Annotated in this window: 19 protein-coding genes; all 19 read right to left on the reverse strand. The window is 67.3% G+C overall.

The window, feature by feature from the left end; genetic code table 11:
- Positions 1 to 395: 395 nt before the first annotated feature.
- The 19 genes from EUA98_RS05695 to EUA98_RS05785 all read right to left on the reverse strand — a co-directional run bounded on the left by EUA98_RS05695 (position 396) and on the right by EUA98_RS05785 (position 22,243).
- Positions 396 to 3,602 (reverse strand): LysM peptidoglycan-binding domain-containing protein, encoded by a 3,207-nt coding sequence (locus EUA98_RS05695; RefSeq protein ID WP_130101716.1) that lies wholly within the window; start codon positions 3,600 to 3,602, stop codon positions 396 to 398.
- Complete coding sequence (locus EUA98_RS05700; RefSeq protein ID WP_130101717.1) at positions 3,599 to 4,048, reverse strand: TadE/TadG family type IV pilus assembly protein; 450 nt, start codon at positions 4,046 to 4,048, stop codon at positions 3,599 to 3,601. The genes EUA98_RS05695 and EUA98_RS05700 overlap by 4 nt, the downstream gene beginning before the upstream one ends.
- Before the next feature lie 5 nt (positions 4,049 to 4,053).
- Positions 4,054 to 4,509, reverse strand: a complete 456-nt coding sequence (locus tag EUA98_RS05705; RefSeq protein WP_130101718.1) for a TadE/TadG family type IV pilus assembly protein — start codon at positions 4,507 to 4,509, stop codon at positions 4,054 to 4,056.
- On the reverse strand, positions 4,506 to 4,850 hold the full coding sequence (locus EUA98_RS05710) for a TadE family protein (protein WP_242511300.1): 345 nt from the start codon (positions 4,848 to 4,850) through the stop codon (positions 4,506 to 4,508). The genes EUA98_RS05705 and EUA98_RS05710 overlap by 4 nt, the downstream gene beginning before the upstream one ends.
- Before the next feature lie 89 nt (positions 4,851 to 4,939).
- Positions 4,940 to 5,143, reverse strand: coding sequence for a hypothetical protein (locus tag EUA98_RS05715; protein ID WP_130101719.1), 204 nt, complete (start codon positions 5,141 to 5,143; stop codon positions 4,940 to 4,942).
- A 35-nt stretch (positions 5,144 to 5,178) separates the two neighbouring features.
- The gene (locus tag EUA98_RS05720) at positions 5,179 to 6,081 is read right to left on the reverse strand and encodes a hypothetical protein (protein ID WP_130101720.1); all 903 of its coding nucleotides are present in this window, start codon (positions 6,079 to 6,081) and stop codon (positions 5,179 to 5,181) included.
- Positions 6,078 to 6,947: a type II secretion system F family protein gene (locus EUA98_RS05725; RefSeq protein ID WP_130101721.1), complete on the reverse strand. Its 870-nt coding sequence runs from the start codon at positions 6,945 to 6,947 to the stop codon at positions 6,078 to 6,080. Before EUA98_RS05725 ends, EUA98_RS05720 begins: the two co-directional genes overlap by 4 nt.
- Positions 6,944 to 8,563, reverse strand: a complete 1,620-nt coding sequence (locus EUA98_RS05730) for a TadA family conjugal transfer-associated ATPase (protein WP_130101722.1) — start codon at positions 8,561 to 8,563, stop codon at positions 6,944 to 6,946. Before EUA98_RS05730 ends, EUA98_RS05725 begins: the two co-directional genes overlap by 4 nt.
- Positions 8,560 to 9,384: a P-loop NTPase family protein gene (locus tag EUA98_RS05735; protein ID WP_130101723.1), complete on the reverse strand. Its 825-nt coding sequence runs from the start codon at positions 9,382 to 9,384 to the stop codon at positions 8,560 to 8,562. The genes EUA98_RS05730 and EUA98_RS05735 overlap by 4 nt, the downstream gene beginning before the upstream one ends.
- A gap of 4 nt (positions 9,385 to 9,388) precedes the next feature.
- On the reverse strand, positions 9,389 to 10,012 hold the full coding sequence (locus tag EUA98_RS05740; protein ID WP_242511301.1) for an SAF domain-containing protein: 624 nt from the start codon (positions 10,010 to 10,012) through the stop codon (positions 9,389 to 9,391).
- Between the two features lie 115 nt (positions 10,013 to 10,127).
- Positions 10,128 to 11,009: a hypothetical protein gene (locus tag EUA98_RS05745; protein ID WP_130101725.1), complete on the reverse strand. Its 882-nt coding sequence runs from the start codon at positions 11,007 to 11,009 to the stop codon at positions 10,128 to 10,130.
- Complete coding sequence (locus tag EUA98_RS05750; RefSeq protein WP_130101726.1) at positions 10,997 to 11,425, reverse strand: hypothetical protein; 429 nt, start codon at positions 11,423 to 11,425, stop codon at positions 10,997 to 10,999. Before EUA98_RS05750 ends, EUA98_RS05745 begins: the two co-directional genes overlap by 13 nt.
- 443 nt (positions 11,426 to 11,868) lie before the next feature.
- Positions 11,869 to 12,291 carry a helix-turn-helix domain-containing protein gene (locus EUA98_RS05755; protein ID WP_130101727.1) on the reverse strand — a complete coding sequence of 141 codons (423 nt, stop codon included), beginning with the start codon at positions 12,289 to 12,291 and terminating at the stop codon, positions 11,869 to 11,871.
- Positions 12,292 to 12,558: 267 nt separating this feature from the next.
- Positions 12,559 to 14,886 carry a DUF262 domain-containing protein gene (locus EUA98_RS05760; RefSeq protein ID WP_130101728.1) on the reverse strand — a complete coding sequence of 776 codons (2,328 nt, stop codon included), beginning with the start codon at positions 14,884 to 14,886 and terminating at the stop codon, positions 12,559 to 12,561.
- Positions 14,883 to 16,700, reverse strand: a complete 1,818-nt coding sequence (locus tag EUA98_RS05765) for a DUF262 domain-containing protein (protein ID WP_130101729.1) — start codon at positions 16,698 to 16,700, stop codon at positions 14,883 to 14,885. The genes EUA98_RS05760 and EUA98_RS05765 overlap by 4 nt, the downstream gene beginning before the upstream one ends.
- A 591-nt stretch (positions 16,701 to 17,291) precedes the next feature.
- Entirely contained in the window at positions 17,292 to 18,785 is a 1,494-nt protein-coding gene (locus tag EUA98_RS05770) for an AAA family ATPase (RefSeq protein ID WP_130101730.1), read from the reverse strand.
- A gap of 382 nt (positions 18,786 to 19,167) precedes the next feature.
- Positions 19,168 to 19,971: a hypothetical protein gene (locus EUA98_RS05775; protein ID WP_130101731.1), complete on the reverse strand. Its 804-nt coding sequence runs from the start codon at positions 19,969 to 19,971 to the stop codon at positions 19,168 to 19,170.
- 212 nt (positions 19,972 to 20,183) lie between these two features.
- Positions 20,184 to 21,095, reverse strand: coding sequence for a nucleotidyl transferase AbiEii/AbiGii toxin family protein (locus tag EUA98_RS05780; protein ID WP_130101732.1), 912 nt, complete (start codon positions 21,093 to 21,095; stop codon positions 20,184 to 20,186).
- Positions 21,092 to 22,243: a type IV toxin-antitoxin system AbiEi family antitoxin domain-containing protein gene (locus EUA98_RS05785; RefSeq protein WP_165372725.1), complete on the reverse strand. Its 1,152-nt coding sequence runs from the start codon at positions 22,241 to 22,243 to the stop codon at positions 21,092 to 21,094. Before EUA98_RS05785 ends, EUA98_RS05780 begins: the two co-directional genes overlap by 4 nt.
- Positions 22,244 to 22,413: the final 170 nt, after the last annotated feature.

Raw genomic sequence — 22,413 nt, forward strand, 5'->3', positions numbered from 1 at the left:
TCCATCATCGGAAGGCCTCGACCTCTACCCAGCGACCGACGCGCCCACCCCGGCTACACCCTCATCTGTGAAGAGCCCCATTACGAACAGACCACGGAGCTGATGCAAGGAGGGAATCCGTGAGGTGTTAGGGGCACGAATTGCAATCATCGCGTGCCGATCGATGTGCCAGAGATCCTCGCTGAGCATCGTCAGCACCGCGAGCCACATCGGCCAGCCGAGAATCGCCAAGGGCCAGCCAATGACGGTACCGAAGGGCTGGCGAGCCATCGCCCGAGCAATGACCAGAGCGAGAGCAGGTAGGTCGCGGCCGCGTGCTCGCACCAGCATCGCGCTCGGTTCATCGAGGCTCGGCTGCCGCAGACGAGCGCCATCGCGCCGTCGAGGGGAAGTTGTCACGATGCTCTGCTCCCCAGCCAGCCGACCCGGCCCCGCAGGATCTCCTCGGTGCGGCCGACGAGTTCGGGCGGCGCACCCTCGTCGTCGGTGCGGTTGGCGATCTCGTCGCGGATGATCCGGTTCGCCTCGGCGTGGCGTCCCTCGGCCGTGGCCACCGCGGCAAGGTCTAGCCGCGGGATCTCCTCGAAGGGTGCCGCCATTGCCGCTGTCTCGGCGGCCATGCGCGCCGCCACCACGTCGCCTGCGGCGAGGGCGTGCGTGACGACGAGGTGGGCAACGTCGACGACGGCGACCACCGCGTGCTCATCGATCCGGTCGCCGTCGACGAGCCAGGTCCACCCGCCGCCGGCTCGTCGTTGAGCCGGGGCGTCGAAGGGGCGGCCCTCGACGAGGCGAAGGGCGGTGCGCAGGTCGTCGATGCCGTCGGTCCCGCGCGCTTGCCCTCGGGCGCGCAGGCGGCGGAACAGGTCGAGGTCGACGATCAGGTCAACCACTTCGTACACCGGCGTTCCGCGGTGCAGCGCCCCCTGCGCGAGGCGGGCGTCGGGAACGTGCGGCTCACCCGTGCGGGGGTCGGTCCCAAGCCACTCGCGCACGAGCCGGACGTACTCGCGGACCTTGGCCCCGGTGAGCCCGAACGCTTCGGAGACCTCGCCCGGGGTGGCGCCGTGCGGATGCAGCGCGATGAACGTCAGGAGCTCGGTCATGTAGGGCTTGCGTTTGAGCAGAGGCTTGCCGCGAGTGGTGGCGCGCACCGGGCCGAGCAGGCGCAGCTTCGGCAGGCGGCTGGACTCGGCGAACCAGGCGGCGACATCCTCGTCGAGAAGGGGGTCGGCGTCCTCGACCTCGCGACGCACCGCCGCCGCAACCCGGGGGGCGAGGGCTTGCAGGTCCTCGGACGTCGTGGCCGCGCCATCCAAGTAGAGCTCGTCGGGTTCGCTCAGAACGGTGCTCCCCTGCTGCTCAGCCGGTCTGCCCTCGTCCGGGTCGCCCTCGAGCGCGGGTTCCCGCGGCAGGGTGTGCTCGTCCCGAAGCGCGCCGGCCTGGTCCACGAAGGACCGCCAGCCCTCGGTGGCTTGGTTATCGACGGGCACGGCGACGGCGTCAACGAGCTCGCTCTGCGCCAGCAGGGCCGCGCACCCCTGGGCCTCGTCGCTGGTCAGTCCGACGGCGACGAGGTCGAGGCCCGCACTGGCGAGGGTGATCCGCCCGTTGGCGGTGACGTCGAGCACGATGCCGGGTGCGTCCGGCCGAGTGCCGTTCAGGACGACGCAGGTACCGGTGCGCCCGGGATTGGCGTGGACGAGCTCGAGCAGCTCGTTCAGCGCAGGGTGGGTAGTCGAGGCGTCGAGCAGGAGCAATCGGGCGGTCCAGGCTTCGGCTCCCGCCTGGGTGGCCCGCGCGGTGACGACGTCGACGCCAACATCAGTCGCGTTGTCGAGGGTGCGCAAAGCCTCCGCCAGGGCCTCGTCGACCGGGTCGTCCCCGTCCGCGGGCCCCTCGTGGACCCGGACCCGATCGGGGTTGAGCCCGGCGAGCTCGGTGCCGACGCCGACGCAGTGGACCCTGGCGCCCGCCGACCACGGGTTGCACGCGACCTCGGCGACGAGGTAGCGCGCGAAGTCCAGTCCGTAGGTTGGGTCGCCCGTGATGGAAACGTCGAGGTCTTCGACGTTGAGCAGCCACACCCCCTCGTCGTCACCGATCCCGATGGTGACCAGCAACGGGTAGGGCGCCGGTTGATCGGTCACCTCGGGTCCGATGTCGTCCAGCGGCAGGGTGGCCGGAATGCGCCAGTGATACCCGTCGGAGCTGCCGAGCCACGGCGAGCGCAGCGAGGTCGACGTCCCCAGGTGCAGAACGACGTGGGTCGCCGTCAGCTCGACGGCCGCCAGGTCCGGCATGGTCGCGCCGTCCCGGGTGACCGATGCGGCCAACCGGCGAAGGACCGCGTCCATGTGCTTGACGGTCGGGGCCGTGACCGCGCCGACGGCGCTGATCGTCTTCTCGACCGACGCGAGGGCGACGTCCGGAGCGGGAAGGGTGTGCCCCGGCCGTCGTGCGCGGGACTGGGCCCGACGGCGACGAGCGCGCAGAAGGAAGAGCGCGCCCGCGAGCACCGCGCCGCCCCCGGTGAGTCCGGCGAGAAGCCACGGCGCGGCAGTGGAGGCCTCCTCGTCGTCCTGCTCCGGTGCGTCGACCTGCGCGGCTCCGGCCGGAATCGACTCGGGTGCCCGGTAGGTGTTCGTCGGCACCTCGCTGGGCTCGGGTATTGCGACGTCCGGTACCGGATCTGCCATGGGCTCGGTAGTTGCTGCGACGGGGGCCGGGGCGGCTGGCGCTGTGGTCGGTTCCACCGTTCCGGGGATGGTCAGCACCTGGCCGACGTCGATCACGTCCGGGTCGACGACCTGTCGCCCGTCGGGCTGGACGGTGTTCTTGCTGGCCTCGAAGATCTCCGGGTACCGCTCGGCGTCACCGAGCTCGCGGACGGCGATGCTCGAGAGACTGTCGCCTGATTGCACGGTGTAGGTGCGGGAGTTCGCCGGCGCTGCGGGCGCGACGAGCGCGGGCAGCCGCAGCACGGTGCCGACGTAGATCAGATCCGGATCGTCGGCCACGACCGGGTTGAGGTCGACGAGCTCCGACCACCGGTCTGCGTCACCGAGCTGGTCTCGGGCGATGGCCGACAGGCTGTCGCCGAGCCGGATCGTGTAGGTGGACCACTCGCCTGGCGAGGCGGGCCCGGTGCCGACCGGACGCGATTCGACCAAGACTGGCGCGTCGATGACGTCGTGCGCCATGGCCGCATGGGCCGGGGCAGCCTCAGCGACGCTGGTGCCGATCGAGGGGATAGCCACGAACAGCAGTGCCGCAGCGCTCACGAGCTGCAGCGCCGCGAGCTGCGGGACCTGCAGGCCCGGGATGTTTGGCGCGCGCACCCCTCGCAGGCGAGCGACCACCTCGAGCACGATGCTCACGCTCAGGACCAGCCAAGCCAACCAGGCGACGAGCGTGACGGCCTGAAGCACGAGGGCGCCGTCGTCGGGCGACCGCAGGGCGATCCAGACCAGCTCGAGAGTGGGCAGGCCGCTCGGGATCAGGTCGACGCCGACCCGAACGAGCACTGCCGGGACTGCGACTACGACGCCGATCAGCAGGACGCTGGCGAGGAGGCCGACCAGGCGAGCGCGCAGTCTCATCGGACCACTCCCTCCACAGCGCGAACGGTCTGCACCTCGGCGTGGCCGGTGACAGTCAGTTCCCGGATGCCGATGATCGACAGAAACTGGGTCTGGTAGCTCGTGGTGGTATCCACCACGACGCGAGTCCCGACGGCACTGACGGTGCCGGTGACGTCGGCCGTTCCCGCGAGGTAGTTCGAGGCCGCCGCGACCGCGCCGGCCGGGTCCACCACTGCCGCATCGCCGAGTACGGCGGCCGCACCCTGGAGTTGCTGACCGCCAGCGCGCGCCGCCTCGAACGCGACGACCTGGGCGTGCTGCTTCGCGAGCACCTGGCCCCCGAGGTCGACCGCAAGCCCGACCAGCAGGACCATCGTCAGCGCGGTCGTGATCATCCAGATCGTCGCTGAGCCCCGCTCGGGATCGTCCTGCGCGAGACGACGTCGCAGAAGGGTGATGGGCATGGTGGTCACCGTTCTCGGTAGGTGTCGAGGGCCGAGCGGACCGTGGAACTGACTGCGATCGTCCCGGGCAGACCGGGCAGGGTGTCGGCGAGGGACACCTCGCACGTCACTGTCACCCCGACTGAAGCCGGGGTTCCGACGGGTGTCGCAAAGCCGGCGACGTCAACGCTCACGTCGCTGGTGACGCAGTTCAGTCCTTGATCATCGAGCGCCGAGGTCGCCGCTGACCGGGCTGCAGCCAGCGACTCGTCCTGGGTGCGGGCGATGGAGGCCGCCCGTGCGGCTTGGGCGCCGGCAGCCTCCACCGACTGGTGGGCGACGGCGAGCCGCCCGCCGGCAACGATGAGTCCGAGGAACAGGGCGAGCGCCGGGGCAAGGATGACGACCTCGAGGACGGTCGACCCCTCGTCCGAGGCTCGGCCGCCGAGACGTCGTCGGGCGCGAGCGAGCAGGGCGCTCATCCAGTCACCCGCTCCACGGGTGCCGACGCACTCTGGACGATCCGCGGCGTCCAGCCCGGAACCACACTCATGGTCTCGCCCGAAACGGCCACCGAGGTGGTGGTCGCGTCTCTCGTCGTCCTGACCGTGACTCCCCGCAGCACGTCCCCACCCCCGGCGGAAGCGATGAACTGCTCCGCTGCGGCGTCGCCGGCTGCGGCCGACGAGAACTGCGCGGCAGCGGTACGCGCACCCTCCTGCGCGGCAGCGATCGCCACGGTCCGGGCGTGATAGATCAATGCGGCCTGCATGCCGGTGAACATCAGCAGGAACAGCACCGGCATCAGCACAACGATCTGCACGGTCGCCGAACCGCGGTCGTTCGGCGGGCGCGCAACAGCCGCGAGCGCCCGTTTGCGCCTCGCGTCGGCTCGACGGTGCTGCACGGGGCTCAGCTGATCCCCGGGATCTTGCTGTTCACGAACGCCAGGATCGCGGCGTAGACGAGTCCGGCGAGCACGAGCAGCCCGACGGACCAGAACACGATCTCCACCGTGCTGGCGCCCTCGTCGTCGGCGTGGGTCAGGGCGGTCCGGGCGCGGTCGCGCAGGGTCAGCCCGAAGGTGAGCAGGGTGGCGATCAGGTGATGGGGCATCGTTCTTCCTTCCTGGTGGCGGGCGGTGCGGTGAGCTACATGTCGAACAGACGCAGCAGCGAGGGAGCCATCAGCAGGGCGAGGAACACCAGGCCGAGGAGTGATCCGGGCACGTACATCTGCTCTTCGACGACGTTGGCTTCGGCGAGCTCGTCGGAGAGCAGGCTGCTGCGCACGGTGGCGCTGCGGGCGCGCAGGGATCGGTAGACCTCGGAGTTCTCGTCGCCGGCCAGCTGCATGATGTGGGCGACGTCGGCCAGCTCGGGAAGGCCGAGGGTGTCGGATAGCTCGATCAGTGCGTCCCAGGGCGGCTGGCCGTTGTACCGGGCACGGGCCAGCTCCTCGCGGATGCGGCTGAACACCCAGGAGTCGCCGATCGCGGCGGCATTGGCCAGCGCGATAGTCGCCCCGGCGCCGCTGTTGCGCTCCAGGGCGCACAGCTCGATGTAGGCGCTGAGCGCTCGGGCGCATTCGGCTCGCGCCCGCCTGGCCTCCTCGGCGATGTCTCGCGACGGGGCCATGAACATCAGCGCGCCCAGCAGCACGGTGCCGCCGACCGGGACGACGCCCGGTACGTGGATGCCCAGCAGGGCGAAGAACCCGGTGAGGAGGGAGGGTAGGGCCAGGCCGAGCAGTCCGTAGGCGACCTTGCGGCCGTAGAACTGCGCCGGGGTACGGCGAAGGACAGCGAGATCGCGGGTAGGGGCCGCACCGAGCAGCCGGGCCGGCAAGGTCCGTTCGGCCCAGATCCCCAGGCGTTCCTCGGCGTCCGGGGTCGCCGACGCCGAGGTGGTGGCCACGCGGCGCCGGGATGCTGGGGTCAACCGGGCGAGAACGTCGCCAAGGTCCGGTTGGGCCGGTACGAGCGCAAACAACGCCCCGGCCAGACCGGCACCGACGACGACGCCGAGCACGAGGGCCATCTGCAGGGCGGTCATCGGACGCCAGCCTTCGCGGCCGGACCGAGGAACCTGGGCAGCGGCTTCCCCTCGGTCATCTTTCGCATCCACAGGAGCCCGCCGGCGTAGGCGGTGAGCAGCACGACCAGCAGCACTTGCCCGACCGGAGTGCCGTACGGCGCCACGTAGTCGCCCGTGAACGCCAGCCAGACGAGAACACCGGCGGAGAAGGTCGTGACGAGCCGGGCGCTGCCGCGCGGCTTCGCGCGCCCCGCCTCCACCTTGCGGCGGGAGGTCACGTCCTCGGCGACCGACTCGGCCACGCCCTGCAGGGCGTTCGCCAGGCTCCGGTTCCGACGCTGCGCGGCGAGGATGAGGTTGGCGACGATGAGGTCGCCGGTGACGTCGTCCAGGTCGTCGGCGAAGGCTCGCAGCGCCTGCTCGGTGTCCCACCGCGCGCGGAGTCGAGCGACAAGCAGGGTGACCTCAGGCTTGATCGCGTCGGGTGTCGACCGCAGTGTCGCGGTCACGGCCTGCTCGAGGCCGACTCCCGAGCTCAGCACGCCCGCGAGGTTGCGGGTCCACTCCTCCATCGCCTCCAGCCGGCGAATCGTGGTGGCTGTGGGCGGGGCAGCCAGGAGGTAGGGCACGCCCAGCGCGGCGGCGGGGAGGATCACCACTGCGGCCACCCACCCGGTTAGCAGGGCGATCAGCAGTCCGCTGCCGACCGAGACGGTCAGCACCAGCCGGGTCCGACGGGACACGCCCGCCAATCGTCGTGCTAGAGCCGTCGGGCGGCGCGCCACCGGTTCGCGGGCTGGCTGGGGTCGCAGCGCGAGCACCGTCCCGACCAGGCCGGCGACGACGAGGGCGCCGAACAGTACCGACCACACCCAGACGTTCATGTGGGCCACCCCCGACCGTCTGCCTCGCCTTGGTAGAGGCCGAGGTCGAACCCGTCGACCGTGAGGTCCTTGCACCGCTCGCTCATCAGGCCGCTCGCTCGCGCGGGTCCGGTGCTGGAGGGACCGAACAGGTGCGTGAGGGCGTAGCCCTTCTCACGCTCACCGGCCTCGACGACGACGACTTCACTCACCCAGCGGCGCAGCTGCTGGGAGCCGTCCGGCATCGCGACGACCCGCCGATTGAGCTGCACGATCACCTCGAGGCACCCGGCGAGCTTCTCCAGGGCCAGTTCCCGGGTCACGTGCCCGCCAGCTTCCATCGCGCAGGTGACGAGCTTGCGGATGGCGACCTCGGCGCCGGCGGCGTGCGTGGTGGAGAGCGACCCGGTGCCGCTCTCCATCGCCTTGATCATCGTCCAGACCTCGCGGCCGCGGATCTCGCCGACGATCTGCCGGTCGAGGGCGAACCGGAAGCTGTCGTTGAGCGCCTCGTCGAGGTCGAACGCACCGGCGGCCCGACCGTCCGCGCCGATCTCGCCCATGCCGGGTCGGGCTTCCCAGTCCACGACGATGTCGTGGCGGCCCGTCTCTCGCAGGAACAGCTCGTACTCGGTCTCGAAGGTGCCCAAAACCTCATCGCGCGGGATCTCCGCGCACAGCGCGCGCATGAGGGTCGTCTTGCCGGCAGACATCGGACCGGCCACGACGATGCTCCACTTACCCCGCACGGCCGCGGCGAGGAAGTCCGCGCAGGCAGGGGTCATGCAACCGCGGTCCACCCAGGCCGCCAGCGTGTCGACCTTGTGCCGGTGGCGGCGGATGACGACGGTTGGGCTGCTGGTCACCCACGCCGTTGCCGCCAACCGCGCGCCGCCGTCGAGCTTGAGGTGCAGACGCGGGGTGCTCTCGGAGAACGGGCGCGGGTTCGACTCCGACCGGTTGGCGAGAAAGCGCAGGAAGTCGATGAGCTCGTCGTCGCTGTCGGCCACCGGATCGACCTGGATGCGGGAGCCGTCCACGAGCTGGAGCAGCACTCGGTCGTGGCCGAGGATGAAGATGTTCTCAGCCCGGTCGTCGTCGATCAGCGGCTGGAGCCGACCCAGGCGGAAGACGGCATCGAAGACCGCTTGCGCCATCTGCGTCTGCTCGGCGCTAGTCCAGGCGTCACCGGAGCCGGCGTTGACGACGTCGGCGGTGTGCTCTTTCAGCACGTCGTGGATGACCGCCCAGCCGTACCGCTCCTGCTCGTCGCGGTCCAGGTCGACCGCTCGGCGGGGCGTTGCCGGGGCGTCGTCGGCGGAGCCTTTGTGCCAGTCCCCGCCCAGTGCGGCGGTCAGGCGGCCCGCGACGACGGTGCGGAAGGCTCGCACAAGCTCCCAATCGACCGGTGTCTCGGCGCTGACGCCGCTCGCTGCGGTGGTTGTCGGCGGGTGGTGCATCGCCAATCGCCTGCGGCGGGCGTCCTCGAGCGCGGCGGGCCCGACAACCGCGGGCCGGATCGAGAAGTCACCGCGGACGCGACCGGGCCGGGCAGGCAGTGCCGCGAAGAGCGGAAGCGCGGCCGGGTCCGTCGGGTCGGTCGGCGGCAGTGGTTCGATGCTCGGCTCGCTGGTCATCGCGGTCCCCCTTCCGCGGCTTCCAGGCGGGCGGCGGTGGCGCGGAGCGTGCCGGTGATCGTGCTGCCTGCCGCGCGGATGCTGCGCAAGAGCGAGGAGTCCTCCCAGCCCGACCGACCCGCGAGCCGGTGCAGCGACCCGGGGCGCGGCGGTTGCGAGCCGTGCGACAGCACGGCAGCGTGCTCCGGGTCCCAGGCCACCGTGGCCACCACTGGGAGGGACAGGACCTGGGAGACCTCGCGAGCGCTGAACGGTGCACGCTCGCCGACGAGCAGCACGCCGAGCGAACCGCTGGCACCCGCCCGGTCGAACCTGTCACGGAGCGTCTCGGCCCACGACCTGGCCGCTGAGAGGGCGACGAGGTCGGTCCGAACGACCAGGAGCGCGAGATCGGCGGCCTCGATCAGCGGCTCCGGGCTGCCGAACAGCCCCAGTCGACCGGCATCGACCACGATGTCCTGCCCGGTGTCGTCGAGTGAGCGCAGCGCCACGGTGAGCGGCTCCCACAGGCCGACGAGGCTGCGCGCCTGGTCGTGCGACCGGGTGCCCGGGATAAACCGCAGGCCCGACCCCGGCAGCTCGAGAGTGATCTCGGGGAGGGTGTCGAGCAGGAGTCGGCCGTCCTGCTGCGCGAGGGCCAGTTCGATCATCGCCTCGGGCGGCTGAATCGACCCGCGCAGGTACCCGGCGGCGACAGCGGAACCCCCAGTGGGGTCTGCCTCGACGAGCAGGCATGGCCGGTGCCACGTCAGGGCCAACCCCAGCGCGGTGGTCGTCACGCCGGGCGACCCGCTCGCCGAGGTCAGGACGATGAGGCTCATCGGCTCACCGCTCCCGGGAGTCGAGGACGAGAACGACGTTCTCGGTCGCGGTCATCGCGGCCAGGGCCGTGGCGTCGGCGGTCGGCACCTGGACAGTGACGATCGTTTGCGCTCCCGCTCCCGTGGCGTCCGTGCCTGTTTGGGTACCGACGACGACCGCGCTGATCGAAGCGGGCGTGACATCGGTGGCGGTTCCGGTCGCCAGTTGCGGGGTCGCCACGACGCGGACCTGGTCTCCGGCCACCAGGGTGACGCCCGGCATCCGCGCCTGGGCCACGCCGATCCCGACCAGCGAGGCGCCCGCCGGCGGGACCGTGGTCTCGGTGACCGACTCGGTCGTCACCAGCGAACCCGCCGCGACGTCGAGGGCGGCCCGTTGCCCGACCAGGCTCGCCAGGTCCCCGCCGGGGAGGGTGTGCAGGGCGGGGTCGAGTTCGACGCGGACGGTCATCAGGTCCTCGCGCGCGATCACGGAGCCGCGCTCGATGGTCGAACGGGCCGCGACGACCTCCTGCGCCGTCGTCGTCGAGGCCAGCAACCAAACATTGCCCAGCGCGCCCAACGCGACGACCAGGACCATCGCGGCGAACAACCCCCAGCGCCGGCGGGCACGCGGCGGGGTGGGCACCTCGGTCGAGGGTGTCGAGCCGTTCAAGGGGCGAGTGGCAGCGGCTGTGCCACGCCCCGTCCGCGCCGGTGAGTTGACCGCGCTCGTCGTCATGTCTGAGGCCTTTCGTCGCGGCTCATTGGGTGAGCACCTGCGCTTCGCCGATCGTCACGTCCGTCGCCTGGGTCAGGTCGAGCGTGATCGTTCCGGCCTGGCCGATGCCCGACCAGGCCACGACCCAGTGCGACGTCGCTCGCACTATGTGGGTGCCCTGCCGGGTATAGGTGTGCCCACAGTCCGGCGACGACGACGCTCCATACGACGCCTGGTAGGGAGTCCCTGGTCCCGCGCACGTGACGACCTGTCCATCACCCATGTCCCAGGACACCCCGGCGACCTGCGCCGTGGCGGAGACGTCCCAGCCGCCCGCGGAAGCTGTGCGCGTGATGGGCCCGAAGGTCTTCGCGTCCGGAGCCGAGACCCACATCCAGTTCGGCATCCCCACCAGACCGACCGACCCGGCCCTCGCCTCGGGAACGATCCCGACTCTCACGGCCTGGAGCTGCATCGACGCGACAGCCTGCTGGGCGAGGGCCGCCGGGTCCGGCGGTGCGGCAGGCGCGGCGAGCGACCAGTACGGAATCAGGTAGCCGGCGACGAACATGCCGCCGAGCCCTGTCGGGACCTCGCAGTGGTAGATCGCGCCATCCGTATGCCCCGCCCAGACCGCCTCAGTCTGCGGTGGCTGCGGATCTGCAAGGCCGACGGGCAAGCAGTCCTGGCCGTCAATCTGGATGATCGGGATGGTCGGGGTGCCGCCCGAACCACCTCCCGGGCTTGAGCCCGATCCCCCGCTGTCACCGGGGGTGGCGGGAGTCCCCGCCCACACCATGCAGACGCCGAACAAGTTGTAAGACGTGCACGTCGCTCCGTCGGCCAACGCCATCGGCGCGCCCACCCCGACAAGCACCCCCGCGATGGCGACTGCCGCCAGCAGTCGGCGCGTCAGCCACTGCACGCCGAGTCCTCTGCCGGGACGACATAGCCGACTCGCCACTGCGCCTGGTTCGGGTACTCGTAGTTGTAGACGGAGACCTCGAGGGGGCTCGTCGCTGCCCGGTCGGGCGGCACGATCGACTGCCCGGCCTTGTCCACCACGTTGTAGCCGCTCACGTCAGCGCAGACAACGAGCACGACGGTCGGCACGACCGGCGGCGACGCCGCAGGGTCGCTCGCCAGGTCGACGCCCTGCATCTGTATCGAGGCGGGGGCGATCTCACCGACGACACGAGTCTCCATCGCCTGGGCGCTGGTCAGGGCGTTCTTGAGGTTGACCAGCTCGGTCCCGATCGCGACGGTGTCGAAGCAGGTGGGCTCGGTCGTGGGCGGATCCGACAGGCAGTCCGTCTGCGCCCGGAGGTAGGCGCGGACCACTTCCTCTGCCCTGAGCTCCGCGTCGCCTTCAGGCGAAGATGAGGGTGTGGGCGACGTTGCCGGGGGTGTTGACGGCGCGCCCGTCTCAACGGGGGACGGCGGAGTCGGGTCGCCGGTGCAACCTGCGGCGGACATGACGACGAGCGCGGCGAACACGACGCTCAGCGCCCGTCGATCGGGTCTTGTCATCTGCCCCCCTACGCTTCGTCGCCCTCAGGCGGCTGGTGAAGCCGGCGTGCTCACTGTCAACTCAAGTTGATCCTTAAACGCTAGTGCCTATGGTGCATATTGGCTACGTCGGCGTCCGACCGCTGTGGATGACCGAGCCGCCTGAACGACGGATGGCACTCGGACCAGCAAGCTTGCAGCCGTCCTCCCCCGCAGGACGGGACGCCAGTCATGCTAGGGAAAGCGACGCTTACTGGGGTGCAAACGACGCATTTCTACCGACGCAGTGCGTTCTTGACCTCAGCCGTGTCGACTCCGAGCGCCAGGGCGATGGAGTCGAGGGTCGCCGATGACGGCAGTCGTCGGCGCCCCTGCGCCTCCCAGCGTTTGAGCGAGGCGGCGGACAGATGAACCGCGTGCGCGAGCTCCTCAACACTGAGTCCTGCGGAAAACCGGAGCCACCGCAGGCCGGGTCCGCCGTCGGGCGCGACGAGCAGAGCGGCCACCGGCACGCCTAGGGCGCGCGCCACTGCGTGCAGAAGTTGCGGGCTCCGAGGCCGGGCCTCACCGCGCTCCCACATTGAGACGCGCTCCCCGCCCACGACCCCGACCTCATGCGCCAGCTCGTGCTGCGTCAGCCCAGCGCGTATCCGCGCCGCGCGGAGCGCAGCGCCGTCGATCCAGGGTGCGGTCTCCATGGCAGAACCAACCCTAGGGCCGTGGAACCGAAGGCTCCGTTCTGTAGCTCGGCGGCCGGCGGGCTGCGGGCTGGGCCCGATAGCGGCGAGCCGGTGCTCTCCGCTGGACTTCGCGGCCGGCAAACCGCCCTATTGCGTGACGCTCTCCGCCGATCAACTGCGAGACCGACGACGACGTACTGGTCGGGCTCTTTCACAAAGTCGACCCCCTGCGCGACACGCTCGTCACTGCGCAGGACTGCCACTCGCGATCGACGGAGCCGTTCTCTACAGTCCAGCCTCGAGTAGGGCGCGGACGAGTCGGACGCCGAACAGGATTCGGTCCTGGGAGTCTGGGCCGGTTTCATCGCCAGAGGCTTTCGCGACCCGGACCAAGAGCTTCGGTTCCTCGCCGTCGATCTCGACCGCACCCAAGGCGTACGCGGCGGCCTTGAACGCGCCCGCATGCTCGTCAGCACTAGGTGGCAGCAACTCGTACCCGGCGGGGACGCAACGAACGCCTACCCCGCTGTGCGCGAGCCGTAGCCACCGCGGGTCCCATTCGTAACCGGAGAAGGATGGTCGTTGAACCTCGTCCAGCTCGCCCATCTCGCGATAGATCGTGAGCAGGTAGGGATCGTGGTGGTAGGCGTTTCGGTACTTCTTGCCGCCGGGGAGGTTGGTGAGACTGAAGCCCATCCGTCGTCCGTGGGCGTAGTAGCGGCCGGAGGCACCGGCGCGCATGCCGCGGTACTTCACGGCGTAGTAGCGCCAGTCGTAACTGGCGGCCGCCTCACATTCATGTAGCCAGTCGGCCTGGATCTGCTCGAGCGTCGCGCGGAGAGGGCTCGGAGAACCGGCAACAGCGTCGAGGAACATTCCGAGCACGGTGGCGGTGTTGGCCGCATCCGTGCGCGTGCGTCCAACCAGCACTTCGCGCCACGAGTCGCTGTACTCGCGATCCCAGGTGCCGAACTGGAACGACTCGGAGTCTGTCAGTGTGCCGTTTCGTTGGCGCGGCCACTGGTACTCCCCGAAGGTCAGCAGGGCACCGGTGGTGTCCCACCACAGGCTCGGGTCGGCCATGAGCTTGTCGAAGGTGGCCCAACGAGACGCGAGCGTCTGCGCCTCCAGCGCGAATGCGGTGGTCGAGCCTTTCAGGAGAATGTGATCCTCCATCTTCTGCAGTGTTCGGGCGAGCTCGGGATGCTCGAGGACGAAGGCCCGCTTGTCGGATTCGTCGCTGATCTGGGCGACAGCGAAGGTGTTGCCAGGCTGAGGGAGAGTGCCGTGCGTGATCAGCGCGCGGGTGTCGGCCACAAGTCTCGGCATCCGCTCGGCGCGCATCTCGTACTGTGATCCCTCGATGAGGTTGCGGAGCGCCCGCAACCGGGCCGGGAACTCATCGGTCTCGCCAGCCAGGTTAAGGACGACTGCGTAGAGCAGCAGGGTCTGACCAAAGGTGAACGTGCGGTTGCCTCCGCCGCCGGCGTCTCCGTAGTTGCGGCAGGCAGCTTCGAACAGATTGGCGTTGGGATCACGGAAGAACAACGGAAGCCGATCGTCGGCCACGTCGGCTGACGACTTTTCGAAGAGGTCGGCGAACATCGCCGTGACGTCCAGGCCTTTCCACACGTTGAAGGCGCTGAGCAAGAACGCGAGGTGTCCACCTCTCCGCGGGTTCGTTTCGCCGAACACACGAGCCGCGCGCTGGAGCCGGGTCGATACCCCGGCACCCGATCCGAGTTGGTCGTCGCTCCACTCACACACTTCGGTGACGAAGTCGAAGTAGCGAAGGAACTCGTCGTCCACAAGGTCGTCGTCGCCGCGGAAACGCCACAAGAGGTCCGCCCACACGGTGTCTGCCTTGAGAGCGAACTCCGTCGATTCAACCGGCGACCACTCAATCACCTTCTCGAAGCGCGCCTTGAAGTTCTCGAAGTCCGTGAGGGGCTTTCCCCGGGAGTTCATCTTCACGTAGAGATCCTCGGCCGAGCCCATGTCGGGGAGCGGGAGAAGGTGGAAGGAGATCGCGGGGTTGTCTGCGTCAGTGAGCCGCTCCCATGCCTGGAGCGCGTCCACGTCGCCGAACTCGTCGTCGATCGCGTCGAGCATGACGAGCATCGAGTTGATAGTTGGGTCGTATCGCCAAACGAACAGGTACCACGGCTGGTCCTTGACCCACCCCGACAGGGTTCCGACATCCGCGCTCGGGAGGGAGACCGCCAGCCGATGGCAGAACCGGCGGGCGCTCGGACGCGTCTCGTAGGTGAAGTTGATCCACGCGGAGTCCTCTTTCAGGTTGCCGCTTCGCGAGGCCAAGTACCAGTGCAGAAGGAACAGCGTGGTCAGCCGCTGCTGGCCGTCGAGCGGCTGGAGCGTGCCGTCCTGCTTGAGCTCGCCGTAGACGAAGTCGAGGCTGACGGGCTGCGGGTGGCTCCCGGAGACCGCACCCCTAAGGACCCCGAGGAAGATGCGGCGGATCTCGTCGATCTTCTCGCCGCGGCGGCCTTGAGCGTAGTCGCGCTGGATGAGCGGGATCTCGATCCGAGTGATGACTTCTCCGTGAGCCCTCTCCGGGGAGAACATGCGACTGAAGGACTCGATGCGGCTCATGATGCGTCCGCCACTTTGGTCTCAGGCAGGAGGTATTGGGTGAGCTCGCGCTCGATGGCGGTCATATACGCCTGGCGGTCCTGTGGGCCCCAGAAGTGGAGCTGTTGTGCACGACGCTCGGTGTAGTACTTGAGGAAGACGTTGCGGGTGCAGATCGGGATGTACGACCCCTTGCGGTCGAGGCCGAGTACGAGTTGCCGCTTCGCCTCGAACACCCAGTTGTTAAGCGTGCTGTTGTCGTTCTTCTCCAATAGTGCGAGATTGCTGAGCGCATGCTCCTCCGGCGTGACATCGACGTCGGGAGACGAGTAGATCGCGCGTAGCTCCGTCTCAAGTTCCTGGAACTTCTCCAGCGTCAGTGCAGCGAGCGTCTCGTCGATCCGATCCGATAGATCCTCGACCTCCTTGGCCTCGAGGTTCGGCATGCCCGACAGGGCGTCCCTGTGCTGGCGCAGCCACTCTGTCCACTGCTCGACGGTGTTGAGACCTTCGGAGTTCTGGGCGTGGATGTGCTCAAGGGACCAACTCCGGGCGGCATACGTGTGGAAGGAGAACCGCTCGGTGGAGTTGGTCAGTTTCCGCACCGCCTCGACGTTCATAAGCAGGAGTGCTCGCCGGATCTTCGCGTCGTCCTCGCCGTACGCAAGGTCACGCAATGCCGAAAGCGTCAGGTTCAGACCAACACGACGGCCGCTGGCGATCGTCTTGTCGAGGCTCTCGACGAACTGCCTTCTCGTCGCCCCGACTGCGAGACCGAGCACGCTACCGAACGGGAGTCCACACGCGGTCAGGTAGCCGATCTTGTGGAACGGTTCGCGTTCCTCGAACCAGCCGGTGAGTAGTGAGTGAAGATCGACGACGTGATCCCAGAGATGGGCGGCACCCTGGCCCGCCTTCACGTCGTGGTCGCAGAGCAGGCACGCGAAGACGCCAGGCTGGACGATCGCTCTGCGCAAGGTTTCGAACGTGTGGAAGCTCGATCGGTCGCGTCCGCGCAGCGGCTTCCGCTCGCCGGTGTCCTTACCGTCGCGGGCCCGTAACCGATCAGACAGCTGGTCGGCGATCGTGTCGAGGAGCAGGCTGATGTGCGTCGCCTCGTCGTCGGACCTCGCCGTCAGGAACGCCCAAAGCTCCGGATTGCGCAGGTCGCGCTCGATCGCATCCCACTCCGCGGCGACGCTGAGAGCGCGGTCCGTTCCATCCACCTCTCGGCTGAGGGACAGCAGGAGTGCCTTCACGAGCTCGGCATCGGTCAACGGGATGCGGCCGACGTTCAGGCGCGTGAACAACTCGATGGAGTCGGTGGTCTCGGGTGCTTCGTACCAGATCACCTTCACGCGGCGCGAAAGCGCCGAGTAGATCTCGAACGCCGACGTCGAGGCGTCGTCCTGCCGATCGAGCCACGCGCCGATCGCCTGCCATGCAGTGAACATGTGGAAGAAATCGATGTTTTCGCCGGCCTTCTCCTTGGTGGGTTCCAGGAGAAATTCCGCGCTCAGCGGTCTCGTCTCGTACTCGATTGTGTACTTCACTTCTGCCATGGGGACGTAGGCCTTGAAGTAGCGGACGATGAGAGCCAGCGTCGTGAGTCGCTGTTGCCCGTCAATCAGCTCCCAACGGTTGTCCCCCAGGGGCTTCACAACGATGGGCTGCAAGTAGTAGGTGGACCCTTCACTGCCTCGGATGTCCTCAAGCAGCCGGGTGACTTCGATCTCGGTCCATCGATAGCCGCGCTGGTACCTGGGGACGAAGAACTTCCCCGAGATCTTCCCGACCTCCAGCCCGTCGAACGTTCCAGCGTCCTTGTCGGCCATACATGGTCCCCTCGATCGTCTTTGCAACCCCCATCATGCCGTGGGCACGACCCTGAGTGATTCGGGCGACTTGGCCTGGCGGGCACGACGTTGTGATCCTCTGAGGGGTACGAGGTCTCGTGGTACCCGGTCACTCTCGGGCAGCGCGATCGCCACATGCGGATAAGTCGGTTCCCGCACCGCCTGCCCCCGCGCGGCGGCGTCATCCTCCCCCGAGTGAGAACTGGGCCCCATCGGACGGGTTCACCATGCGCTGCCGCAACCCCAGTCGCTGTCGAGGGCCTACTACTGCGCGTCGATCAGCCAGCGGGCGTGGGCGACGGCGTCGCGGCTGACGGCGTAGGTGGCTATGCGGCTAGCCGGTCATGTTCGGTGGATGGACGCCGCTGCGATCGAGGAACACGGTCGAGGGTCCACCACAAGCTGCTCGCGCACCTGCCGGCGGCCGATGACGACGACGTACGCCCGTGCCCTGACCGCCGCGTGGGAACTGCAGCGCGACGCCTGACTCAGCGGCGCGTGGGCGCCAAAAGCGCCACGCACTCGACGTGGTGAATCATCTGGAACAAGCGGACGTCACTCCAGGAGAGCTCAGAAGCCCAACAGCTTGCCGAGCGCTGAGAAGATGGCGTCGAAGGTCTTTGCGATCGGGTTGCTGGGTCCGTCGGCGCTGGACTTCTGCCAGAAGAACGGATCGAGCCCAGTGAACTCGTCGTCGACAAGTGGTGTTCTGCCCCACAGGTACGGCCAGAACACCTCGGTCCGATTGACACCCACGGTCAGGCGAGAGTCGAAGCCCATCACCAGGTTCTGTTCCATTCTCGTGGACCTACCTCGAGGGCTCGTCGCCACGACATCGCCGCTGCCCTGGACGATCAGGCTGCCGCTGCCAGCGAACATGATGTAACGCACCTGCCACGTCGCGAAGGACTGAATGCCCCACCGCCAGCGCGTCTCCAACTCCGGCATGCCGATGACGCCCACAACGTGCTTCGGTTGCATAACCAAGCCCGGGTGGTCGACGAAATCGATACGCATCAGGTACGAGTTGGGGTCATCGGGCGTTGCCAGCGTCGCCGAGCTGCCGCCCTCATCTCCGGTGATCCGACTCAGTCCGTAGAGCCCAGCCGCGAAGCTGATGAACGGCGACGTCCAGTCGTAGAGAAGTCGGCTGCGAATCTTGCCTTGCACGGGACGTACGTGCTCCGACCGCGCGGACAACACCTCACCGGCGCCCAGCTGGATCGTCAACGTCCGCAGGGCAGCGGTGAAGCGAAGGTCGGCAGCCGCGTTCTCAGACCCAGCCGCCAGGTGGATCGGCTTGTGCGCCCGACTCACCAGAGGCATCAGCAGGAAGTAGCTGACGATGCGCAGGGCTCCGGGCAGGACGAGTGCGAGCAGCGCGATGGCAGCCAACCACTTCCACGACTGGGCCCATTGGTTGACGACCCATCCCACCCCGGATGCCTGGGCTTCCTCCAAGCTCTTCTCTTCGGCCTTCCTCTGGCCCAGTTCCGACTCTTTGTTGTCGATCTCTCGCTGGACGAAGGACTGGTCGCCGCCTTGGTTGAGTCGATCGAGCTTCTGCTGCTTGGTCAGGGCGGGGTCGCCAAGGACAGCGGCGTCCTCCCCAGCCTGGCCAACGTTTTGTTCGAGGGTGTGCAGCGCTTCGTCCGCCTTCTCGACCGCCATCTCAGCGGACTTGCACGCGTCGTTGCGGAACACCCATCCGATGAACTCCGGAACGGGGCCGCAGACCTTGTCACCCAGACGCTCGATCTCCGCCTTCTTCTCGGTGACATTGCGGCGCCCCTCCTCGATCTCAGCGTCGATCTTGCCCTCCAGCGACGCGATCGCTTGGCTCTGGCCTTCCGCGGCAGTGCTCCTCAGTTGCTCCAGGTCCTCCTCCAGAGTTGCTCGTTCCTCAGCCACCTGTTGCAGTCGATCCCGTTCTGCTACGGCTTCCCGCAGAGTTGGGACAAAAGATTGAATGAGCAGATAGCCGAGAAACAAGGACAGCAACAGCGCCCCAAACAGACCAAACTTCCTCAGCACGAAGCCGAGAACAGACGAAATCAGACGCATGCGCGCGATCCTAGTTCCCGTACCGTCCTGGTTCGGGCTGACGCCCGGAGTCCGCCATCGGGACAACCACTGCGACTACCTGCGACACCAACATGAGCTGCACCTCCCAACCGGTAGATGGGAGGTCGCCCCGTCGGCAACTCCCTCTACCCGCAGGTGTGCAGCAAAACGGCAGGAGTCGGTGTTGAGACCCCAACGACTTTTCGCCGCAGTGTGCGATCAAGCGCTCCCGGCAGCGCAAGCGGTGACAGCCGCGCCCTTGGCGGCGCTTGGGACAGTGGGCGGATAGCGGGCATCGAGTACTACTCGGCAACATCGGTGGCCAACTTGGTACTCGATGCCACTTCACAGGCGCTATGTCGCGACTGCGCCCTGATAGCCCCTATGGCACGTTATCGACGAGAACCGCTTCGATGATCTCTTCGTCTTCGGCCCGGTGCCCCGGCTTTGTTAGCTCCAAACTGGCGAGGTGTTTCTGCAGTCTCTTTGACATGGGCAAGAACGTTGCAAGGGTAAGGCCCCCCGAGAACACGGCCCCAAGAACAGGAATAACCTTGGCAACGCCGCCAGCAAAGATCTGCTTCGTCATGCGGACACCAAGCAAGACCGCGACTTTCTTAACCACTGGGTAGATGGCGCCCTTGGTGAGAGCCTGCTGCGGCAACTTCTTTAGTACCTGGCCAGCGATCATAGTCGAAACCTTAGCCACACCAGATTGGGCCAACTGAACCCCGAACATCACCCCCACGAAGAGAGTGAGAATGCCCGAGGTAGCGTCGTCTAGTTCTTCGCCGTCGTCGGCGAATAGGTCAGGCCAGCTGTAGATATAGGCGAGCTTCTGGGCGATGCGGAGTACGTGGCCGAAGTACTGAGCGAGGTCCGCTGGAATAGCTCCTACGATGGCAAACCCACCGGGTATTCCAGCAACAGCAGAAAGCGCAGTGGCCTTTGCCGTTTCGTACTTGATCGAATCGCTCGCTACCGCTCTAATCGCTCCGAATGGTATGCATGCGGCCGCTGGGCTTTCGGCGACCGCCATATCGATCTGTTCTTCGGAACAGTGCCGCTTGAGCGCTGATCGCAGATACGCTTCCCTGTTGATTCGTACACCGGGAAGTCTTGCTGCAGCATCCAAGACATCGGTGAACTTTGATCCAGGGTTTTCAATCTGCTTGTTGTCGGCCATGGGCGCAATCGTATCTTCGGCTTCCCTCAGCTGAGGATCAACGCGCAGTCGATCTCGAGGTAGTTCGCGGCGCAGTTGGAGACTCGGAATCGGTGGGTTCAACGTGCTTGCCCCGACAGACCAGCACGACTAGTCGGAGGGTATCCCCGATCTACGTCGAATGGGGTCTTCAGGCCCAATCTTCCGGACCGCAGTCCACGGAACAGGCTGGGTCAGCCTCGCCAGGCCCCGTTCGTAGCGGACCACTGCTGCCCGGCCGCGGAGCCATCTAGTGCGGGGCTGAGGAACGCGGTGACGAATGCGACCGCTGCCGCGAACGTCGTCAGTCCGTAACACGCCCGGACGGACCTCGCCACCGGTGGGTACAAGCGATCCCAATGGGTGGGTGGGGCGAAGACTGGCTCACCGGGCAAGGACCGGTGCGTCCATTCCGCGCGAATCGCAACGATCAGTTCGTGACCATTGACGTCTTGTGTTCGCGCGAAGACAACGAGATCCACGAGGTCGCGAACACGGCTTGACGGGAGGAGCCCCTCCGCCCCATACGTCGCTTGGGTTGCGCACAGTTTGTCCGCGACATGGTCCACGACCGGGTACAGGCGCATCTGAGTGGCTGCGAGTCCCCGCAGGTTAAGGACTGTCTCGGCTCGGAGCTCTGGTGCGGTCGTCATCATGGAACCGGTAACGAGGTCGACCCCGAACGAGTCCTTCTTCTGCGCGCCGCAGTACGCGTCGATGCTCACGCGAAATCCATCGACGGCCGGCTGACCGCCACCGAGGCTGCGCTCGACCTTTGTGATGACGAACCTGAAGTGGTCGTCGATCTTGACCTCGGTCGCGAGCCGGAGCGCCACGAGCGCCGCATCCAGACTGTTGAGTTGGTGGAGCAGGTCCACGTCCTTCGTCGTTCGTGCGTCGTGCACTCGGGCTAGGACAGCGGTGCCGCCCTTGAGAACCCACGGGCTGTTCGGGTCGTGGAATACGCGTGCGAGGAACCGGTCGAAGACGAAGCGGCGGAGCAGCGCATGGCTGGGGACTCCTGTCGCCTTGGCTTCGCTCTTTGCGTGGGCACTTGCGGCGGACCATAGGGCGACGCCGTCGCGGTACTCGCCTGTCCCAGTCACTTCGACTCCTCGGTCTTGTCCGTCGCCGGCGCCGCATCCCGCATTGCTTGGGACACGCGACGACCCTCGGCGGATGCCATCCAGTCTTGGTGCGCTCTCACTGAAGGTGACTGTGCTGCTTCGATCGCCGCCCGCGCCGCTGGTGTTCGGGATTGCGCGATACCGGCTTGCAGCGCTGGGGACCGCATGTTCGCGATCGCAGCCTGGATCTCCGGTTGTTGGATGCCAGCGGCAAACGTGCGCATAGCGGGGAGCATGTTTGTGCTCATCTGCTCGAACTGAGTCAGCCGGACGGCCTCGAGGAGTTTGTCCAGGCCAGTGATCCTGCCGAGATCGAGTTTTCCGATGTCAAGGATGTCGGCGCTGAAGTGGCTGAGTGCGAGCCGAGGCGCAAGGTCAAACTTCGGAATCATCGACGAGAGCATCTCGCTCACGGCCAAAAGCCCTCCGGCAGCCATCAGTTCTTGCCCGGCAGTGCTCTTGGCTAGGTCACGCGCGAGTGCAGTTGGGCTGAGGCCCACGAGGTCCAGGAGGTACACGACCAGCGAGTGCCCATCTTGTTGCCCATGTCGGCGTGCAAGCGGGTCGAGATGCTGAGCAAGCTCGGCCGGGTCGATGACACCGCGACGGACGCCCTGCCCGATTATCTGCGCGATGTGCTCGGGGTCGTGACCGTCCCGCAGCAGGTCCGCAACCGTCCGTTCCTCCGTAGTCGTCGGGAGCCCTTCGACAAGGGTGACGTCAGCCTCGGTAAGGTCGCCGCGGTGCAGCCGTATACCTCTGCGACTCTGCTTGCGGTGTGAGTAAGTGACTTCGGGTATGTCATCGAGCAGGTCACCGAGCTTGTGCAGGCCAGCGGCTGAGGTGTGCGACACGACGCCGGCAGAAATGGGGTTAGCGAGCCGCTCTTCGGCTGTCTGGGCAGGGTCGAGAGCGAGCCATGCAGAGCGGAGGTCGCGGTTCTCGTCATTCGATGACGTCGTGGCGTACACGCCCCGATCGACCCGTTCCAGAACGCCAGCCTCGGCGAGGCGGGTGAGTTGGAGACGCGTGACATCCTCGCGCACGGCTTGGGCAGTCGTGAGCAGTCCCCACTGGCCTGCGGCCAGTCGGGAGACTCGAGCTACCACCTCTGCGGTCGTTGGCACGCTACGAATGTATCATTTTTATGCAACTAACGTAGTGGTCATACCCAGAAGTTCGAACCCAGACTACTTCACTAGTAGCGTCTGACCGCTACAAACGCAGTTGATGCCGCGCCTTCGAGCCTACCGGCGCCACTAGCGGGACTTCAACATGAACGGCCGGCCCAGTGGTA

The sequence above is a fragment of the Pengzhenrongella frigida genome (assembly GCF_004168625.1).
Classification (GTDB): domain Bacteria; phylum Actinomycetota; class Actinomycetes; order Actinomycetales; family Cellulomonadaceae; genus Pengzhenrongella; species Pengzhenrongella frigida.

What these genes read in the sequence shown, in the direction of transcription:
- EUA98_RS05700 (WP_130101717.1), bottom strand. Translation starts at nt 4,048, where the DNA reads ATGCCCATCACCCTTCTGCGACGTCGTCTCGCGCAGGACGATCCCGAG.
- EUA98_RS05705 (WP_130101718.1), bottom strand. Translation starts at nt 4,509, where the DNA reads ATGAGCGCCCTGCTCGCTCGCGCCCGACGACGTCTCGGCGGCCGAGCC.
- EUA98_RS05770 (WP_130101730.1), bottom strand. Translation starts at nt 18,785, where the DNA reads ATGCGTCTGATTTCGTCTGTTCTCGGCTTCGTGCTGAGGAAGTTTGGT.
- EUA98_RS05760 (WP_130101728.1), bottom strand. Translation starts at nt 14,886, where the DNA reads ATGAGCCGCATCGAGTCCTTCAGTCGCATGTTCTCCCCGGAGAGGGCT.
- EUA98_RS05720 (WP_130101720.1), bottom strand. Translation starts at nt 6,081, where the DNA reads ATGACCGCCCTGCAGATGGCCCTCGTGCTCGGCGTCGTCGTCGGTGCC.
- EUA98_RS05765 (WP_130101729.1), bottom strand. Translation starts at nt 16,700, where the DNA reads ATGGCCGACAAGGACGCTGGAACGTTCGACGGGCTGGAGGTCGGGAAG.
- EUA98_RS05755 (WP_130101727.1), bottom strand. Translation starts at nt 12,291, where the DNA reads ATGGAGACCGCACCCTGGATCGACGGCGCTGCGCTCCGCGCGGCGCGG.
- EUA98_RS05775 (WP_130101731.1), bottom strand. Translation starts at nt 19,971, where the DNA reads ATGGCCGACAACAAGCAGATTGAAAACCCTGGATCAAAGTTCACCGAT.
- EUA98_RS05735 (WP_130101723.1), bottom strand. Translation starts at nt 9,384, where the DNA reads ATGAGCCTCATCGTCCTGACCTCGGCGAGCGGGTCGCCCGGCGTGACG.
- EUA98_RS05695 (WP_130101716.1), bottom strand. Translation starts at nt 3,602, where the DNA reads ATGAGACTGCGCGCTCGCCTGGTCGGCCTCCTCGCCAGCGTCCTGCTG.
- EUA98_RS05730 (WP_130101722.1), bottom strand. Translation starts at nt 8,563, where the DNA reads ATGACCAGCGAGCCGAGCATCGAACCACTGCCGCCGACCGACCCGACG.
- EUA98_RS05725 (WP_130101721.1), bottom strand. Translation starts at nt 6,947, where the DNA reads ATGAACGTCTGGGTGTGGTCGGTACTGTTCGGCGCCCTCGTCGTCGCC.
- EUA98_RS05715 (WP_130101719.1), bottom strand. Translation starts at nt 5,143, where the DNA reads ATGCCCCATCACCTGATCGCCACCCTGCTCACCTTCGGGCTGACCCTG.